This window comes from Mesorhizobium sp. M0854 (assembly GCF_040319815.1).
In the GTDB taxonomy this organism is placed as follows: Bacteria; Pseudomonadota; Alphaproteobacteria; order Rhizobiales; family Rhizobiaceae; genus Mesorhizobium.
In genome coordinates, this window is sequence record NZ_JAMYOL010000016.1 from 53,002 (window position 1) to 70,313 (window position 17,312).

Genomic DNA, 17,312 nt, shown 5'->3' on the forward strand with positions numbered 1-17,312 from the left:
GCTCGCAAATCCTTCCGCCCTCACTTCGAACGACAGGAGATCGGCATGGGACAGAACGCCGGATATTTCGCAGTCATCGTTGCCGGACTGGTGACCAATGCGACGACGCTGGCCAAGCCGCTCAACCCGGACCGGGCGATTCCATCCCTGGGCGATATCAACTCGCCGCTGGCCAGCCCGCTATTCAAGCAGGTCAAGGCCGGGCCGCTGGAGATAAAGCTTGAGGAAACCACGCTTGCCGATGTCGAAAAAGCCTTCGGCGGAGCGATGCACGATGAAGGTGACGCCGGAGATTCACGCCACTGGCTTTGCTATGCCGGCCCCGACGCCGGCGGATCGCCGTCGATCTTCTGGTTCGTCTCCGGCGAGATGGGCGGCTCCGACCACGGTGTCCTGTCCGTCGCGCTGCAGCCGAACCCGGAAGGCAAGGTGCCGGAAGGATGCGCCGGCGCGCCTGCCAGCCTGACAGCAATTGAACTCGATACGCCCGGCGTCGGAGCGCCGCTGAGCGACGTGGCCGCGAAATTTGGCGCCGCCAAGCCCGATCGTTACGGCCATTTCGGCTTCGCCGCCTCTTATCCTCCTTCGTCTCCCGACCAGAAGGACACCACGGTCACGCAGACGCTCACCTACACAGCCGGGAACGGCAGGATAACCGGCGTGGCGGTGACGCAAGTCACCACCAACTAGGGCGTCCCCGCTCGGTTGGCGAATGGTTCACGTGTGATTGATTCTGCCGCGCCCGAGCCGGGCGGCCTGCTTGCTGGCCACCTCGGTTCTGATGTGCCGCCCGGGCCCGCCTCCTCCTGCAAATGCGACATTCGAGGCGGCCCTGGTCGTCAGACCAAAAGCGTTGCGCCGCCCCAGGCGACCAGGGCGGTGCCGGCCGCACGGCCAACCCATGGGCCGGCAGGAAACACCGGTTCGACGAGAACCTGCGAAAGTCCGGAAATGACCCAGAAGCGGGCGGTCGGCAGCGATCCGAGCAGCAACGATTTTGGCAGGACCGGAAATCGGCATGGAATGCTGCAATCATCATCATGTCCCGTCCAAGTTGTGGACAGTTCCTTCTCAAAGGCGCACTCTTAGCATGCGAAACGCGAGCTGGCGTTTCGTGCAACGCTTCACATGCTTGACTTGCGTCGGTGATTATCTGACCTACCCGGATACTTCCGGGTGGGCAGATCTCACATTGTGTCGCCTATCCGTGATCAGGCTACGGCCTAAGGCACGTTGCAGCCCGTTCCGGATCAACTGGGAGGTAAACAACATGCCTGATTTTCAGCGCAGAGAACTTCTTGTTCAAGGAAGCGCGGCTCTTGCCGCAATTGCTGCTCTCTATACCTCGCGCCGGGCTTACGCTTTTCCAACACGGCCGAACGAGGAAGTTATTCGATGGCTGGATCAGCCGACCGAAAATCCCGATCCGGTGGGTATCCAGAAGCAGCTTGTCTGGGAGGATTTGGATAGCTGGATAACGCCAAACGACAAGTTCTTCAGCATCTCGCATTTCAACCGACCAACGATCGACGAGAAGACATGGTCGATGGAAATCGGAGGCCTGGTTAAGAAGCCCCTGGAGTTAACGCTCGCCGACATCAGGGCGCGACCGCGGCAGGAGGTCGTTTTCACAGTGGAATGCTCGGGCAACCACGGGTTTCCCTTTTTCACCGGCGGCATCGGCAATGCTCGCTGGGCAGGGACGCCGCTCGCCCCGATCCTTGAGGAAGCTGGCGTTCTGGAGAAGGGCATCGAGGTCGTCTTTTTCGGTACCGACACAGGCGAGATCCCGATACGCGACGTCAAGATGCGGCAGAACTTCGCTCGTAGCATGTCGCTCGCCGACGCGATGAACCCCGACAATCTCCTCTGCTATGAAATGAACGGGGCCGCCTTGCCGGCGCCCAATGGCTTCCCGGTACGGCTCATTGCGCCAGGCTGGTACGGGATCGCCAACGTCAAGTGGCTAAAGCGCATCGAGGTTCGCGATACGCGGTTCATGAGCCTTCTGATGGCCCGTGACTATGTCACCATCCGGGAGGAGGACCACAACGGCGAGACCGTATGGGCCGAGACGTCAGTCGGGCGAGCGCTGATAAAGTCCGCGCCTGCGAAGGTTACCCGGAAAGATTCAGATTACCGCATCGTTGGGGCAGCCTGGGGGGCGCCGATCGACCGGGTCGAAGTGCAAATCGATCAAGGGCCTTGGATACCAGCGACCATTGACCACAGTGAGGAGGCCGAACACGCCTGGAAAATTTGGTCCCTGGCTTGGGCAAATCCCTCTCCTGGAGAACACACCGTAACCTCGCGCGCGGTCAGCACCACAGGACAAATTCAACCGGCGATGGACGATCCCTTGATTGCCAAGAAACACACATACTGGGAAAGCAATGGCCAGGTGACGCGCCGCGTGCGTATCGGCTAGAGGATTTTGCCGCCAAATGGAGTCATTTGGCATCCGCATAAATGCGGCAAAACAGATAGTTAGAGCGAGTTACCGGTTCCAAGAGAACCGGAACCGCTCTAAGAACGTGCTGCCATGTGGCAATTGCGTTTGGGTCAAACGGCAGGAGGCTGCCTGATCGCCATCTCCGCACCATTCCAGCCCTCTACTCACCCGTCCACCGTTTCAATCTCCGCGTCGACCAAGCACCAGGGCGCGTAGCGGAAGTCGCGGATCTGGATGACCTGATCGTCCCGCCACTCGACCAGCATGAAGCCGCGCACCGCGCCGTCGGCCGCTTGCGGGTGGCGGATCAGGATCGCCGGCCTGCCGTCGACGAAGCCGAGCGACAATGTCCAGTCGCTGATACGGGCATAATTGCCGAAATAGGTCGACACCTCGGCCTTGCCGCGCAGGCGGACGCGGTTGACGACGTCGAGCCGCACGTCCTCGGCGATCAGTGCCCTGACCGCGTCGAAGTCGCGCGCGTTGAACAGGTCGACATAGCGCCGCAGCCGGCGCTCGTCATCGGCGTCGAGCCTCGGCGCAAGCGCCTGTTCGGGCTGCAGCGCCAGCAACTTGAGCTGCGCCCGCCCGCGATGCAGCGCGGCCTTGGTGGCGGCGAGCGTCGCGCCGGTGACTTCGCAGGTCTCATGCAGGCTGAGCCCGAGCACGTCGACCAGGATCACGGCGCTGCGCTGCGGCACCGAAAGCTGCATGAAGGAGCGCAGGCCGGTCTGGGCGGCGAGCCGGCTGTCGGCGCTGCCGGAGGGATCCTCGATGACGCTCATGTCGGCCTCGGTCATGCGCGACCTTTCCCGATTGCGCCGCCGCAGATGATCCTGCGCGGCATTGTGGGCGATGCGAAACAGCCATTGCTCCGGCCGTTCGACCATCGCACCGCCGTCGATCGCCTGCAGCGCCTTGATCAGCACCTCCTGGACGATGTCCTCGCCATCGATCACCGAGCCGGCCATGCGCGCGCAGTAGCGATGCAGCCTTGGCCGCAACCCGACGAGCATCACCTCCAAAGTCGCCCTGTTCATTTTCGGCGTAGCGTCCCATTTCTGCGCGAGCGGCATGGCGGGCGCTACCCGGCTTTCTGATCCGCCAGCATACGATAGTTGCCGATGACTTTGACAGGCGATCGCATTGCCGGGGTCGAACGGCGCTGGGCGTGGTTTTCCGTAAACGCCTTGAAAGCCGCAAGCCCGGTCAGCGCCGACGAATCGCCGTCCTGGCCGACGATGTGGAGGAACGAGCCGTCATCCAGCTCGAGCACGAGATAGCGCACCGTCGGCGGTGCCGCCTCGCCCAGCGCTTCAAATACTTTTTCGACCAGCACGCGGTTATCTTCCAGGTCGGCTTGCTTCACACCGTATCGAATGAGCGCGTAGTTCATCATCGTCTCCTGACTGGTTGGTATGAACGAAGGACGACCGGCTGCGCTGAAAAGATTCTCCTTGCCGAAGAATCTTTTCGGTTGCCCGCATCGTCTTTCCCGCGTGGGCGGCTGCGCGGCAGCCATCAAGCAGGAGAGACGATCATGCATATCCAGTTTGCCGAGCTTCCGGTGTTCGAGCAGGACCGCGCCAAGGCGTTCTACACCAGGCATCTCGCCTGCCAGGTCATGGCCGACCAGAAGATGGGTGATGGCGGCTGGCGCTGGATCGAGCTGGCATTTCCGCATGCCGTGACGAACCTGCATTTTGTCAGGCGCGCCGACGACGCACCCGGCGCGGAGCCTGTATTGGTGCTGGTCGACGAAAATGTCGGGGCAATGATCGCGGCGCTGAAGAAGGACGGCGTCGAGATCGTCACCGAACCGCATGAGGCGCCGTGGCAGCCGGGGCGCACGGTGGCGGAGTTTCGCGACAGCGAAGGCAACCGCATGGTCCTCGCCAGCCGCTAAGCCACCGGAGCCCTCTGTCCGGCGGGGCGTCGTACCTAAGTCCTACCTCCGGCCGGACCATCGGCCGTGCTTCCTACCTATTATTATTTCGTGACCGCTGCGCGCCGGAACCTTCCCTTGCATCGGGCGTTCGGGCGCTGTATCGCGATGCCTCATATTTAGGCAGGCGGAGGAAATACGAATAAGGGCGGGTGGCAAAACAAACATGGGCCGGGGAGGAGCATCTTACCATGTCGAACCGTAAAATCGGAATGTCCCACAGTTTGGGGCTGCGCGTCGCTGACCTCAAATCCAGAATGCAAAGTGCCCAGATTACCGAGCATGAGATCAAGACGTTTCAAAAGGTTGCCGCCATTATGGGCGGCGCCAAAGGCTCACTGCGCCTCGATGCGGACGATCTGATCGCCGCGTCTTTCCTTGTCGATCCCTTGGAAGATCTCCCGCTCTCCAGTTGAAGGCGCCGAACGCAGGTCGAAATCCTATCGGGTTTGAACCTGCGATTGCCGCCGGCGGAGCATCCGCCAGCCCAAGCCGCATGCGAGGATGACGTTGGCCAGCGCCAGGCCGGAAAGCGCGGCCAACGTCCCGTGCGGGCCGAAGCGATCCAGCAGCAATGCGCCGGCCGAGGGTGCCGCCGCCTGGGCGATCAGGCTCGGCATGGCGAGGCGGCCCATCAGTCTCGCGTAGCCGTTAGAGCCGAACAGCGCGAGCGGCAACGTCCCCCGCGCGATGGATTCCAGGCCGATCCCTGCGCCGTAGAAGCCCAGCGCCAGCGGGATGATTGGCATGCCGGCCCAGAGCGTCGAAACGCCGATCGCCACAAACGTAACCGAGGCAAACTTGGTGAAAATCGGATGGTGGTAGCGCGCGATCATCATCTCGATCGCGCGCGCCGCCACCTGTGATGGACCAACCAGCACGCCGAGCCCTACGGCTGCAAGCGCCATGCCGCTGCCTTGCAGGATTGTGAGCAGATGCACCGATAGTGTCGACGAGATCACCGCTGCGAGTGTCAGGGTCGCGGCCAGAACGATCATGATCGACGGATCGGCTTGGTTGTCGAGAATGGGTGCCGCCTTCTTCACTCCCGGTTTGACTGCCGGTTGCGGCGGCTCCCGGGGCAGGATCACGAGATAGAGCGGCAGCGCAATTGCCAGCTGAAAGGCGGCGTAAACCAGGCAGGTGCCGCGCCAGCCGACCTCCCCCAGCAGCAAGGCTGAGATCGGCCAGCAGATGGTGCTGGCAAGGCCGCCGAACAGCGTCAGCATAGTGATGGCGGAGCGCGCGCCGTGGCCGTAGTGGCGGCCAAGCGTTGCGAAAGCGGCATCGTAAAGCCCCGCCCCCATGCCCAGACCGACGATCAGCCAGGCCGCGATATAGGCCGCAAGATTAGGGGCAAGAGCCAGCCCGATCTGGCCGAGCCCGATGCATCCGGCGCTGAACGCCAGGACATTGCGGCCGCCATGCCGCTCGATCGACGACCCGACGCGCGGAGAGATCAATCATGCCGTGAGCAAGCCGAGGGACAGGCCGCCGACAACCCATGCCAGCGGCCAGCCGGTATCGGAGGAGACCGCCGGCGCGATGACCGCGGGAAGATAGTAGGAAGAACCCCACGCCATGATCTGCGTCAGGCCAAGCGCGGTGATGATCGCGCCGCGGCTGGGCAAGGTGACCGTTGAAGGTGCCAGAAGGCTCATGCCGCGACGCTGCAGCCACAGCCGCTTTTGCCGATCGCCTTTGCTTCGGCATCGGCGACACAGCAGGCGCTCGAAGCCGCCGGCGCCGGACCGCCGCAGCACCCCTTGTCGGCCACGCCGATCCGCGGCACGGTGCAGACGCCGGTCTCCGGCAGCACGAGTTGGACATTGTCGGCCGCAACCATGTCGCCGGCGATCGCCGCCGCGACCGAGCGGACCTGCTCATACCCGGTCAGCAGCAGGAAGGTCGGCGCGCGACCATAGCTCTTGATGCCGACTGTGTAGAACCCTTCCTCTGGATGGCTGAGCTCACGGTGGCCGTGCGGCGGCACGTCGCCGCAGGAATGCTCGTTGGGATCGATGAGCGGTCCCAGTGCCTTGACGCTTTCCAGCCACGGATCGAGCTCGAGCCGAAGCTCGCGGGTCAGCGACAGATCGGGGCGCTGTCCGGTCGCGGCGATGATGCGGTCGACCGGACCAAGCGCCTGCAAACCGTCCCTGGTCTGGCCTTCGACGACCAGCCGGCCGTTGGCATCGCGGATCGAAACAGCCGCAAAGCCCGTCACCAGCCTGACGCCGCCGCTCTCGGCGAGTTCGCGCACTTCGGCGCCGAGTTCGCCGCGTGCCGGCAATTGGTCGGCATCACCGCCACCGTAGATGCGCACCAGGTCGGTGCCGCGCGTTGTCCAGATGAAAGCGGTGCCGGGCTCCACCTCCGCCAGCCTGGCGAGATCCAGCAAGGCATTGGCGGCCGAATGGCCGGAGCCGGCGACCAGCGTCGTCTTGCCGGCATAAAGGCTGCGGTCGCGGCCGAGAATATCGGGGATGCCGTAGGCGATGCGGTCGGCAAACTCGGCTTCGCCTTCGGCATCAATTCCGCCGGCGCCGAGCGGGTTCGGTATCTGCCAGGTTCCCGAAGCATCGATGACGGCGCGGACGCTATCGCGCCTGGTGCCGCTGGCGGTTTCGACCACCAGCATGAACGGCCGGGTTTCGCGTTCCTTGCTCGAGACCTTGTCGGCGCCCCAGCGCGAAATGCCAACGACGCGGGCGCCGGTTTCGATCGACGGCGACAATTGCGGAAGCTTTGCCAGCGGCTCGAGATAATCCGCGACGAGGTCGTCCGCGGTTGGGAATGCCTCGGGCTCAGGCATCCGCCAGCCATGCGCCTCGAGCAGGTTTCTGGCCGCCTGATCGACGCAATAGCGCCAAGGCGTGAACACACGGACATGGCCCCAATCCCTGAGATTGGATGCAACCGCATTGCCGGCTTCGTAGACTTTGACAGGAATGCCCCGCGCGATCAGGTGGACCGCTGCCGCCAGGCCGACCGGCCCGGCGCCGATCACCGCAACGGGGAGTTTTTCAATCATCTCCATGTCTTCCATCCTTCCGGTAATTTCGAATTATAATGGCAAAAAAATCATGCCGCCGTTTTGGCGGCCGCTTCCGCCGATGCCGGCGCACAGGTGGCGTCGGCGCAGCATTCGTCCGCGAGGTATCCGATGAGCCCATTCATGGCGGGATAATTGGCCCGGCAGATCAGCGTGGTCGCCTGGCGCTCCTGTGTCACCAGGCCGGTGTCGACCAGCCGCTTGAGGTGATGCGACAGCGTCGAGGCAGCGATGCCCAATCTGTCCTGGATACGCCCGACCGGCAGCCCCTCATCGCCCGCCCGCACCAGCGTCCGATAGAGCTGCAACCGCGTCGGGCTGCCGAGGGCTTCAAGTTGCGAGGCTGCTTTTTCGAGTTTCATGGAAATAAGCTATTTCCAGAATCGCTGCACGTCAAGAGAATTTCGACAAAGATCGAAATAAGACGATATCTAGCCGAGGCGCTTGCCGCTGGCGTCGATGACCACCTCGCCGTCCTCCTTGGTGAACGGGCCGATATCCGGATTGGGCAGGATATCGAGCACGGCTTCGGATGGTCGGGCGAGCATGGTGCCGAGCGGCGTCACCACGATCGGCCGGTTGATCAGGATCGGATGCGCCAGCATGAAATCGAGGATCTCGTCGTCGCTCCACTGCCGCTCGCCCAGGCCAAGTTCGGCATAGGGCGTGCCCTTTTCGCGCAGCAATTGGCGCGGCGTCATGCCCATCGCTGCGATCAGCTCGACGAGCTTTTCGCGCGACGGCGGATTTTTCAGATATTCGACCACCTCAGGCTCCTCGCCGGACTGCCTGATGATGGCCAGCGTGTTGCGCGAGGTGCCGCAATCGGGGTTGTGATAGATGGTGATGGTCATTGCGCAGCTTTCATCTGTCCGGCTGGTTTCGGTTGGGCGAGCAGCCACCCCGCGAAGGCCATGGCGAGCAATCGCTTTAGACCTAAATTTGAATCAGCCCCTTACTTCACGGGTTTGCGCCGCCCCATGCCTGCTTGCTGGGGTCGTTGTAGACGGAGCGAGGGACGCTGACAATTTCGCAAAGCGCCAACGTTGCAAGCATAGCGCCAGCGTTGCGGCCGGGTCTATCTCCCCGTTTATGGCAGGGCTATCGCAGATGGAAAGCGGAGGCTTTCGCTCTACGCTTTCGCTCTACGAAGGACCCCCACCCCTAACCCCTCCCCACAAGGGGGAGGGAGACCTCCGTCGGCGCCGACCTCGGCAAATTGCCTGCTTTTCGGCGCCAAGGGGAAGTAAAGGCACGCGGCAGCGTTCCCTCCCCCTTGTGGGGAGGGGTTAGGGGTGGGGGTCCCTTCTTCGTAAGAATCCACATGCGATTTGCCCTGCCCCTGCGGGAGATGCCAAGTGGGGCGAAGGAATACGAGTTTGCAATCGTTCTGAGCAGCGACCTCGGACGAGCAGGAATTCGGATTTTCTATCGCTACAGCGTATTTTGTTCTTGCTTTGTGCCGGCAGCTATGCTACTAATTTCGGTGTGGTGCTAATTGGCTCCCAACGACCCGCCTCCGAGGCGGGTTTTTCGTTTCAGGCGTTGCAGCGTTCGGTAGGTGGGTCCGTCAAGTCCATATTCGATTGCCCTGCCGTTTACGGGGAGAAACGCCCGGCAGGGCCAGAGGGGCGGCGCCTACTTCGATAATTGGCCGTCTTCAACACCAACCTGGCGCAATCGCCCGTCCAAAGCGATTGCCCGCGCCGGCGACGGCCCACCCGGCTGATCAGCCAGGCACTGTGGCGGCGACCGCATCAGCGCGACCAAGGCCGGCAACCGCTTTTCTGACCCGCTGCAGATGCGCCTGGCGTCCGGCGGCCGAGACGCTGTCCATCCGGTAGAGCGCCAGGAATTTGGTCCGGCACAGCGGATGGCAGACGGAGCGGAAGCCGCGCAGCAGGGTCCGCCGGCCGGGCTGTCCCATGATCCACGACATCAGCGGCGTGGCGCCACATGTGGTCATTGCCATCACCCGGCGTATGTGCCGCAATTTGGGCCGCGGGCCGCGTCGTGCCGTCGGCATCTCGAAAGCGAAGCCCGGCACCAGCACACGCTCCAGCCAGCCTTTCAGCATCGCCGGCAGGCCATACCACCAGGTCGGATAGATGAAGACGACCGCCTCCGCCCAGAGCAGCTCCTGCGCATGTTCGTGCACCGGTTGCAGGTTCGCCGCCTTGTCGTGGTAACCGCGCCATTCCTGCGTGCGCATGACCGGATCGAAGCCGGCCGCATAGAGGTCGAGCAGGTGGACCTGGTGGCCGCTTTCGGCAAGCGTCTCCAGCACCGTGTCGCGCACCGCGCCGTTGAAGCTGTCGGCGCAGGGATGGCAATGGACGACGAGGACCTTCATCTGGCGCTCAGACCTGTCGGTCGCGAGAGGATCGCGGGGGTGCATGCAAGCGTCGCATGCAAACAAGCCACCCGCAGACGTAGTCGATCAGCTGTTTTCATGCGAAGCCCCGCAGCCCCCGTATCAAGACGCAACAGCTCCAGTCACGTCAAGGCCCGCTCGTGCGCAGACGTGGGCTTGCTGGGGCCAAAACCCTAACGGTGGATTCGGTTTTTCGATCAGCATTGTTCCAGAAAGCCGGCGCCCTAGCTTCACGGCGTGTCCAAAGCGTCAGGAGAGAAAACATGCAGACAGGAAAACTGAGCGGCAAGATCGCCTTGGTGACTGGCGCCTCTTCCGGCATCGGCGAGGCCACCGCCTTGGCGCTGGCGGCCGAGGGCGCCACGCTGGCGATTGCCGCGCGGCGCGCCGAGCGGCTGGACCATCTGGCGAAGCGGATCCGTGAGACCGGCAGCGCGGCACTGCCGATTGCCGTCGATGTCGCCGACGAAGCGCAAGCCACGGCGATGGTCGAGCGGGTCCAGCAGGAGTACGGCCGGCTCGACATGCTGCTTGCGGTTGCCGGGGTCGGCGTCGCCGCGCCGTTCCGCAACACGACGCCGGAAGAATACCGCCGGATGGTCGACGTCAACATCCTGGGCCTGCTTTATCCGATCCATGCGGCACTGCCGTCGATGCAGCGGCAAGGCGCCGGCCACATCGTCGTAGTCTCGTCCGGCACCGGCCGTTATATTCACCCTTCGGTGGTTTATTCCGGCACCAAGCACGCGGTGAGCGCGATGGCGGAATCGCTGCGCCGCGAGATCGGCAAGGACGGCATCCGCGTCACCTGCATCGAGCCTGGCGCCGTCAAGACCGAGTTCACCCAGAATATGCGCGCCGATGTGCGCCAGGCGGTCGAGCAGAGGCTGGGCGACATGGAGCAGCTGGAAAGCCAGGACATCGCCGCCGCCATCCTTTATGCGGTGAGCCAGCCGCCAAGGGTCAACGTCAACATCCTGACGCTCTATCCGACCGCGCAGGCGTGAGGCCGCAAGGTGGTACCCTGCGCCGCCCCCGCAGCTTCATCCGCCGGTCATCAGCGTGAACACAAGCTGCCGCAGCTTGCCGCCTGGGCCGAATTCGACCCGGTCGAAATCGCGGCTCGCCTGCCGTTGTGCCTGGGAGATTCCGGCGAGCCGTCTCGTCACTTCGATCCTGATCTTGCTGCAGCCACGGTCATCGGCGACGGTCAGGCCAATGGTGGCCGCCTCGATCTTGTGCACCATGTCGACGATGCTGGCGCCGTGCACCTTCTCGTGGGCGGCGAGGCCGGCTGCGAAAACCTCCCAGTTCTTCTGGATTGCGCCCGGCAGCCGCGCGGCCGGCTTCGGCAAGGTGTAGGTAATGATCAGCTTCGGTCGCGCCGACACCAGCACGCAGGCGTCGCCTTGCGGCTGGTAGTCCCTCACCCAGGTCAGCTTGAAATTGGTATGCGCGATGACGCGGCGTTCGCCGAGCAGCGGTCCGCGCCCGCCGATCGAGGCATAGAGCTCCGGGCCGGATTGCCCTGAGATGGCATAGGTCTCGACCTTTTCGACTGCCTGCCAGCCGGCATGCGCCGGCGATGTCGGCAACAAGGCGAGCAGCAGGCAAAGGCGAATGGCTGTTTTCATGCAGTCCTCGCAGCCGCTGCGCACGACGCAAACGATATGCAGTTCCCTTCCGTGGACATAGCCGGCGGCCGGCTATAGTGGGATGCTCGTATACAAGAATCCACAGGCAACATCATGTCGCCGCGACCGAACATTGCCCGGCAACGCCCTGCCCCCGGGGCCCAGCCTCCCGGCGTCAGCCTCTGTCGCGCGCTGTCGAAGCTTGGCCTGTGCTCGCGCAAGCAGGCCGAGCTTCTGGTTGCCGAGGGGCGCGTGCGGGTCGCCGGCAAGATCGTGCGCAACGGCTCGATTCGCGTCGATCCAGGCCGCGATCGCATCGAGGTCGACGGCCGCCGCGTCGCCGCCGAGCGCAAGGTCTATCTGATGCTCAACAAGCCGCGCGGGCTGGTCACCACCCGTGACGACCCGCAGGACCGCGGCACCGTCTATGATTGCCTGGCAGGCCTCGACCTGCCTTTCGTCTCGCCCGTCGGCCGCCTCGACAAGGCCAGCGAAGGCCTGCTGTTGATGACCAACGACACGCGCTTCGCGCAGCGCCTGCTCGATCCCGCCTCGCATGTCGCCAAGACCTATCACGTGCAGATCGGCGCGCTGCCCGACGAGGCCATGCTGGCGCGGTTGCGCGCCGGCGCGACCGTCGACGGCGAATTGCTGGCGGCCCGCTCGATCGAGTTGCTGCGCGGCGGCACCAGCACCGCCTGGCTGGAAATCGTGCTCGACGAGGGCCGCAACCGCCATATCCGCCGGCTGCTCGCCGCCCATGATATCGAGGTGCTGCGCCTGGTGCGGATCGCGATCGGATCTCTGCAACTCGGCGACCTTGCCAAAGGCAAGGCACGCCATCTGAGCGCGGAAGAGCAGGCGCTGCTTCAGGCCTGAACTGCTGGCGGCGACTCGACAGTCAGGCAGCTGCCCGCCAAAGCTGTTCCCTGTCGGATACAGCATCAATTGCCCGCAAGAGAACTGACACCGCGGTGTCCAGGCTGCTTTCCTCGGCCTCCAACTCGACAAGCCCTGTCCAGGGATCGAGATCAGCAGGATCACGCTCTATGTTCGCGACCAACGTCTCGCGTGATTCAAATCGAAATGTGAGGGGTTCATCAATCTTCATTGTCGGAAGAAGCCTTGGCTTTGCCGCACTGGGCCAGCACCTTGCCGATGGCGGCGGATGAGCCGGCAAGCGGAAAGCTGTTCTCGCCATATTTGCCCGAGGCGACCGTGACCTCGCCCTTGGAGCGCAGCAGGGCCAACAGCGGGTCGGTGCTGCTCAATTCCACGGTGAAGGTGTTGTACATTTCTTCGAGTTGAAGCGTCTTGGTCACCGCTTTGCCGCCGGCCTTGAACGCGAACGAAGCGATGCCGGGTTCCAGTTGCGGACCGCTGTCGCCCAAATCATAGCTCAGCGTCGGCTTGCCGAAACAGGCCAGCGTCAGCTGGGCGCCGCCATTCGATCCGCCGCAGACCGACGCCATCAGCACTTTGCCGCCCTCCTCTTCCTCCAGTTTCGCCGTCCAGCCGCACGGCGCGGCAAACGCCGGCTGCGCCGCTTGCAGGACGACCTGAGCGGCGACGCAACCCGCCACGACGAATTTCGCCAATCCGCTTCGCATGATCTTCCCTTCCCAAGTCATCGAACCATCGTCGGCCACGTGGCATCAAGGACTATACAAAACAAATTGTCCCGTGGCATTACCGGCGACAGGGCGCTGTAGCAATTCAGGCGATTGATTTTCGATCGAGTGGAAGCGGCACCAGCACCGCCTGGCTGGAGATCGTGCTCGACGAGGGCCGCAACCGCCACATCCGCCGGCTGCTTGGCGCCTACGATATCGAGGTGCTGCGCCTGGTGCGGGTGGCGATCGGCCAATTGCAGCTCGGCGAGCTTGCCAAAGGCAAGGCACGCCATCTGAGCGCGGAAGAGCTGGCGCTGCTTCAGGCCTGAAGTGCTGGCTCCAGGGGCCTTCGCACCGAACGGGTGATTGACATTAACATTCCTGTTTCATATTTTCCTTTTATGAAACCGAAATGCGACAGCGCAATTGAAGGGCTGGTCCGACGCGAAGTGGCTCGGCAGCCGGAGAGAAAAGCATGAGCACGGCGTTGCGGGCGGTCCCCAGATTCCTGGACGAATTGGGCACGTTTGGCGGTCTCAAGGGAACCGACATTGCAAACATCACCGACGTGTCCAAGGCCACGGTTTCGAGGTGGAAGGCCGGCGACATCAAGCCCCAGCCGCGCAGCGAGCTCATTCTATCGGACCTGCACTATATCGTCGGCCGACTGCAGGAATTCTACGAGCCAAGCGATATCCGCACCTGGCTTTACGCTCGCCACCCGCAATTGAACGGTGAAAGGGCGATAGATCTCATTCACGACGACCGTGCTCTCGACGTGCTCAAAGTCATCGATCGGCTTGAGAACGAGGTCTTTCTCTAGTTGGCGATCGCCGGGCGGAAACGACGCGATAGCCGGCTCATCGACGCTATCGAGGCAATAGTTCCGGTCGAATACTCCGGAACGGTTTGGCGTGTGGTGCGCCAGGGCCGCAGCCCGATCCAGTGCTCGAGCTCCGGCGGCCGTTGGGACGATGGAACGTTCGACGTGCTCTACACCTCGCAAGAGCGCGAAGGTGCCTTGAGCGAGATGAGATTCCACCTGACGCGGGGGCAGCCAGTGATCCCTTCGCGTGTCAGATACAATCTCTTCGAGATCGATCTTGCTTTGGACCGGACGCTCAGACTGCTCGACCTGGCAGCCTTGCAGACCCTTGGCCTCGACACCGCGCGCTACGGGCAGCTTTCGTATCAGGAAAAGCACGCCGAATATCCGAGATCGCAAGACATCGGCGAGGCCGCGCATTTCCTCGATTATGACGGCCTGATCGTGCCCAGCGCGCGACATGACTGCCTGAACGTCGTCGCGTTTTGTGATCGGTTGCCGGCCGGAGCGATGACGAGCAGAACCGATCACGGGGAAATTGCCTGGGCTAGCGGCGGCCCCGCTGCCGTCCATCCCCCGCACGGGTGATGTGGCCAGCGGAAGTGGCGCGCTAACATTGCCTCCAAGTGCAGAGGTCTAACGCGCAAGGGAGGATCCATGCGTATGCTCCGACTGATACCGACGCTGCTGGCGCTGCTGGCCGTCTTGCCATTGAACGCTGAAGCGACCACGAAGAAGTACCCTAAGGGCCACGGCACGAATTGCGCCGAGAAGGACCAGGCGTGCCAGAAGAAATGCCAGGCTGTGCCGATCGACTACAACAGCGTCAAATCCATCCAGGGGCGCAACGAATGTCTGAATAATTGCACCATCGGCTACGATCAGTGTCTCGGGGCACCCGCCCGAATCCAGGAACAGACAATCCAGGAGGACGCCGCGCAATAGAAGCCCGCCAGAGATGGCTCCAATGCGCAAAACATAGGTGTGATCGAATGACGGCGACAGCCCGCCGGTCGCCTTCATGTGCGGCCGCCGACTTCGTCGGCATGTCGTCGGAATCTTCATAGACGCGAAACGCGCCCGATTGGCGGAGCTCCTCGGTGCCGTAGCCGCCGCTGAGCAGGCCGACATTCAGCAGGACCGTGCGATGCGTCACCCGCCGCGCGCCGCGTCATGGATTTCGGCAAAATCCAGCCCATATTCCTAGATGTGGAGCTTTGAGCGTGAAACTCGCGCGTGCGGTCCTGCTTGCCGCGGCTTTCGTGGCTGTTGCGGCCGTTTGTCCCTCTTCAGCAACCGGAGAGGCGGACGGCCGGGAGAAAATTGTGTTGCGCGTCGAGATAGACGGCGCCATCGGTCCGGCGAGTGCCAGGCAGCTCGAGGAAGCACTGGCGGTGGCCGCGGACCGAAATGCCCAGGCTCTCATCCTGCAGATGGACACGCCCGGCGGGCTGGTCACCAGCATGCGCGAGATGATCGCCGGCATTCTCGCCTCGCCGGTTCCCGTCATCGGCTATGTCGCGCCCGCCGGCGGGCACGCGGCGAGCGCCGGAACCTACATCCTCTACGCCACCCATCTGGCGGCGATGGCGCCCGGCACCAATCTGGGCGCGGCAACGCCGATCGAGATGGGCGGGCCGCTGCCATCGTTTCCCGGCGGCAAGAACGATGGCCCGGAGGCGGACAAGGACAAGAAGAACGCACCCGCGGGCGATGCGATGATCGCCAAGGCGACGAACGATGCCGTTGCCCTGATCCGCAGCCTGGCTGAATTGCGCGGCCGCAATGCCGAATGGGGAGAAAAGGCCGTGCGCGAGGCGGCCAGCCTGTCGGCCGGCGCTGCGCTGCAGCAGCATGTCATCGACTTCGTCGCCCGTGACACCACCGAACTGCTTCAACTGGCCGACGGCCGGACCGTCGAGATCGCCGGCAAAAAAGAGGCATTGGCGACGAAAGGGCTGCCGGTCGAAACGCTCGAGCCAGGCTGGCTCATCCGGCTTCTCGCCGTCATCACGGACCCGAATATTGCCGTCATCCTGATGCTGGTCGGCGTCTATGGCCTCGTCTTCGAATTCACGAGCCCGGGCGCGGTCGCGCCCGGCGTGATCGGCACGATTTGCCTTCTGCTCGGACTCTATGCGCTCAATCTCCTGCCGATCAGCTATGCCGGCCTTGCCTTGATGCTGCTTGGCATCATCTTCCTGGTCGTCGAAGCCTTGAACCCGACTGTGGTCCTTGGGCTGGGAGGCGTGGCTGCGTTTCTGCTGGGCGCAGCCATGCTGCTCAGGATCGAGGGGCCCGGCTTCGAGATGTCGTGGGCCGTTATCGGCACCGCCGCCGTCCTGACGCTCGGCCTGGCGCTGTTGACCGGCAGCTATCTGTGGGCGGCCCGCAAGAACGTTCCGCGTGTTGGCGCACAGGCCATGCATGGGCTGCCGGCGAAGGTTCTCGACTGGCAGGGCAGTGAGGGCCACGTGCTCGCCCGGGGCGAGCGCTGGCGGGCAAAAGCCGACGAACCGCTTGCAGTGGGCGACAGCGTCGAGGTGGCCGATGTCAGGGATCTTGTGCTGACGATACGGCGCCGCAATGTGAGAAGCGATGGAGCAAGGCAATGATCATCGGTTATGTGGCCTATCTGGCAGCAGCGCTCGTCGTGGTCATGTTCCTATCCGCGGCCATTCGCATCCTGCGGGAATATGAGCGCGGCGTGGTCTTCACGCTCGGCCGCTTCACCGGGGTCAAGGGCCCCGGCCTTATCATCCTCATCCCCTTCGTGCAGCAGATGGTGAAGGTCGACTTGCGAGTGGTGGTCCAGGACGTCCCGCCGCAGGACGTGATCTCGCGCGACAACGTCTCGGTGAAGGTCAACGCGGTGCTGTATTTTCGTATCGTCGACGCCGAGCGGGCGGTGATCCAGGTTGAAGACTTCATGACCGCCACCAACCAGCTGGCACAGACCACGTTGCGCTCGGTGCTCGGCAAGCATGAGCTCGATGAAATGCTGGCCGAACGTGACAAGCTCAACAGCGATATCCAGGAGATTCTCGACCAGCGCACCGATGCCTGGGGCATCAAGGTCTCCGATGTCGAGATCAAGCATGTCGACCTCAACGAGAACATGGTCCGCGCCATCGCCAAGCAGGCCGAGGCGGAACGGCTGCGGCGTGCGAAAGTGATCAATGCCGACGGCGAACAGCAGGCGGCGGCAAAGCTCGTCGAGGCCGGCAAGATGCTGGCCGAAGCACCGCAGGCCATGCAGCTACGCTATTTCGAGGCTCTCCATGACATCGCCGGTGAGCGCTCGTCGACGGTCGTGTTTCCGGTGCCGATGGATCTGCTCGGTCATTTCATCAAGCAGGGTGGTGGAGGCGGAGGCGGCTGAGCACGTGATCTCCCCCCTCGAGGGGGATCAG

At 63.3% G+C, this 17,312-nt stretch carries 21 protein-coding genes and 3 pseudogenes; 12 read left to right on the forward strand and 12 right to left on the reverse strand.

Annotated elements, in window-relative coordinates:
• Window positions 1–45: 45 nt before the first annotated feature.
• Window positions 46–690, forward strand: coding sequence for a hypothetical protein (locus NKH99_RS22235; protein ID WP_353015552.1), 645 nt, complete (start codon window positions 46–48; stop codon window positions 688–690).
• A 149-nt stretch (window positions 691–839) separates the two neighbouring features.
• On the opposite strand, the gene NKH99_RS22240 is transcribed toward NKH99_RS22235, so the two are convergent.
• Window positions 840–992: a hypothetical protein gene (locus NKH99_RS22240; protein WP_353015554.1), complete on the reverse strand. Its 153-nt coding sequence runs from the start codon at window positions 990–992 to the stop codon at window positions 840–842.
• Between the two features lie 278 nt (window positions 993–1,270).
• On the opposite strand from NKH99_RS22240, the gene NKH99_RS22245 reads away from it, so the two are divergent.
• Entirely contained in the window at window positions 1,271–2,428 is a 1,158-nt protein-coding gene (locus NKH99_RS22245; RefSeq protein ID WP_353015556.1) for a sulfite oxidase, read from the forward strand.
• A gap of 188 nt (window positions 2,429–2,616) precedes the next feature.
• On the opposite strand, the gene NKH99_RS22250 is transcribed toward NKH99_RS22245, so the two are convergent.
• Window positions 2,617–3,492 (reverse strand): sigma-70 family RNA polymerase sigma factor, encoded by an 876-nt coding sequence (locus tag NKH99_RS22250; RefSeq protein WP_353015559.1) that lies wholly within the window; start codon window positions 3,490–3,492, stop codon window positions 2,617–2,619.
• Between the two features lie 44 nt (window positions 3,493–3,536).
• Window positions 3,537–3,848 (reverse strand): hypothetical protein, encoded by a 312-nt coding sequence (locus NKH99_RS22255; protein ID WP_352686972.1) that lies wholly within the window; start codon window positions 3,846–3,848, stop codon window positions 3,537–3,539.
• 144 nt (window positions 3,849–3,992) lie between these two features.
• Here NKH99_RS22255 and NKH99_RS22260 point away from each other — a divergent pair, with 144 nt between their 5' ends.
• Window positions 3,993–4,358 carry a VOC family protein gene (locus tag NKH99_RS22260; protein ID WP_352472157.1) on the forward strand — a complete coding sequence of 122 codons (366 nt, stop codon included), beginning with the start codon at window positions 3,993–3,995 and terminating at the stop codon, window positions 4,356–4,358.
• Between the two features lie 230 nt (window positions 4,359–4,588).
• Window positions 4,589–4,813, forward strand: a complete 225-nt coding sequence (locus tag NKH99_RS22265) for a hypothetical protein (RefSeq protein ID WP_031213090.1) — start codon at window positions 4,589–4,591, stop codon at window positions 4,811–4,813.
• Window positions 4,814–4,837: 24 nt separating this feature from the next.
• Here the strand turns inward: NKH99_RS22265 and NKH99_RS22270 are convergent.
• From NKH99_RS22270 to NKH99_RS22295, 5 genes and pseudogenes are all read right to left on the reverse strand, one after another.
• Window positions 4,838–6,058, reverse strand: a pseudogene (locus tag NKH99_RS22270) (MFS transporter).
• Window positions 6,055–7,431 carry an FAD-dependent oxidoreductase gene (locus tag NKH99_RS22280; protein WP_502900096.1) on the reverse strand — a complete coding sequence of 459 codons (1,377 nt, stop codon included), beginning with the start codon at window positions 7,429–7,431 and terminating at the stop codon, window positions 6,055–6,057. Before NKH99_RS22280 ends, NKH99_RS22270 begins: the two are co-directional and overlap by 4 nt.
• A 50-nt stretch (window positions 7,432–7,481) precedes the next feature.
• Window positions 7,482–7,814, reverse strand: coding sequence for an ArsR/SmtB family transcription factor (locus NKH99_RS22285; RefSeq protein WP_352490030.1), 333 nt, complete (start codon window positions 7,812–7,814; stop codon window positions 7,482–7,484).
• A 69-nt stretch (window positions 7,815–7,883) separates the two neighbouring features.
• Entirely contained in the window at window positions 7,884–8,306 is a 423-nt protein-coding gene (gene arsC / locus NKH99_RS22290; protein ID WP_353015567.1) for an arsenate reductase (glutaredoxin), read from the reverse strand.
• An 875-nt stretch (window positions 8,307–9,181) separates the two neighbouring features.
• Window positions 9,182–9,805 carry an NAD(P)H-dependent oxidoreductase gene (locus tag NKH99_RS22295; RefSeq protein WP_352472165.1) on the reverse strand — a complete coding sequence of 208 codons (624 nt, stop codon included), beginning with the start codon at window positions 9,803–9,805 and terminating at the stop codon, window positions 9,182–9,184.
• A gap of 284 nt (window positions 9,806–10,089) precedes the next feature.
• Here NKH99_RS22295 and NKH99_RS22300 point away from each other — a divergent pair, with 284 nt between their 5' ends.
• Window positions 10,090–10,833: an SDR family oxidoreductase gene (locus tag NKH99_RS22300; RefSeq protein ID WP_352817036.1), complete on the forward strand. Its 744-nt coding sequence runs from the start codon at window positions 10,090–10,092 to the stop codon at window positions 10,831–10,833.
• A gap of 36 nt (window positions 10,834–10,869) precedes the next feature.
• Here the strand turns inward: NKH99_RS22300 and NKH99_RS22305 are convergent, their stop codons facing one another.
• Window positions 10,870–11,460 (reverse strand): DUF922 domain-containing Zn-dependent protease, encoded by a 591-nt coding sequence (locus NKH99_RS22305; protein ID WP_352541186.1) that lies wholly within the window; start codon window positions 11,458–11,460, stop codon window positions 10,870–10,872.
• Between the two features lie 114 nt (window positions 11,461–11,574).
• On the opposite strand from NKH99_RS22305, the gene NKH99_RS22310 reads away from it, so the two are divergent.
• The gene (locus NKH99_RS22310; protein ID WP_352774402.1) at window positions 11,575–12,339 is read left to right on the forward strand and encodes a pseudouridine synthase; all 765 of its coding nucleotides are present in this window, start codon (window positions 11,575–11,577) and stop codon (window positions 12,337–12,339) included.
• Between the two features lie 22 nt (window positions 12,340–12,361).
• On the opposite strand, the gene NKH99_RS22315 is transcribed toward NKH99_RS22310, so the two are convergent.
• The gene (locus NKH99_RS22315; protein ID WP_352501242.1) at window positions 12,362–12,571 is read right to left on the reverse strand and encodes a hypothetical protein; all 210 of its coding nucleotides are present in this window, start codon (window positions 12,569–12,571) and stop codon (window positions 12,362–12,364) included.
• A complete protein-coding gene (locus NKH99_RS22320) occupies window positions 12,561–13,070 on the reverse strand; it encodes a hypothetical protein (protein WP_352501243.1) in 510 nt (169 codons plus the stop codon). Before NKH99_RS22320 ends, NKH99_RS22315 begins: the two co-directional genes overlap by 11 nt.
• A gap of 134 nt (window positions 13,071–13,204) precedes the next feature.
• Here NKH99_RS22320 and NKH99_RS22325 point away from each other — a divergent pair.
• The 4 genes and pseudogenes from NKH99_RS22325 to NKH99_RS22340 all read left to right on the forward strand — a co-directional run.
• Window positions 13,205–13,402 (forward strand): annotated as a pseudogene (locus NKH99_RS22325) (pseudouridine synthase); the annotation flags it as partial.
• A gap of 146 nt (window positions 13,403–13,548) precedes the next feature.
• Window positions 13,549–13,896: an antitoxin Xre/MbcA/ParS toxin-binding domain-containing protein gene (locus NKH99_RS22330; protein WP_023680350.1), complete on the forward strand. Its 348-nt coding sequence runs from the start codon at window positions 13,549–13,551 to the stop codon at window positions 13,894–13,896.
• Window positions 13,897–14,487 (forward strand): RES family NAD+ phosphorylase, encoded by a 591-nt coding sequence (locus NKH99_RS22335; RefSeq protein ID WP_353015570.1) that lies wholly within the window; start codon window positions 13,897–13,899, stop codon window positions 14,485–14,487.
• 69 nt (window positions 14,488–14,556) lie between these two features.
• Window positions 14,557–14,844 carry a hypothetical protein gene (locus tag NKH99_RS22340; RefSeq protein ID WP_352472174.1) on the forward strand — a complete coding sequence of 96 codons (288 nt, stop codon included), beginning with the start codon at window positions 14,557–14,559 and terminating at the stop codon, window positions 14,842–14,844.
• 100 nt (window positions 14,845–14,944) lie between these two features.
• On the opposite strand, the pseudogene NKH99_RS22345 reads toward NKH99_RS22340, so the two are convergent.
• Window positions 14,945–15,034 (reverse strand): annotated as a pseudogene (locus NKH99_RS22345) (HAD family hydrolase); the annotation flags it as partial.
• A gap of 88 nt (window positions 15,035–15,122) precedes the next feature.
• Here NKH99_RS22345 and NKH99_RS22350 point away from each other — a divergent pair.
• Window positions 15,123–16,514 (forward strand): NfeD family protein, encoded by a 1,392-nt coding sequence (locus NKH99_RS22350; RefSeq protein ID WP_352472176.1) that lies wholly within the window; start codon window positions 15,123–15,125, stop codon window positions 16,512–16,514.
• Complete coding sequence (locus NKH99_RS22355) at window positions 16,511–17,281, forward strand: slipin family protein (RefSeq protein ID WP_023680344.1); 771 nt, start codon at window positions 16,511–16,513, stop codon at window positions 17,279–17,281. The genes NKH99_RS22350 and NKH99_RS22355 overlap by 4 nt, the downstream gene beginning before the upstream one ends.
• The last annotated feature ends 31 nt before the right edge of the window (window positions 17,282–17,312 follow it).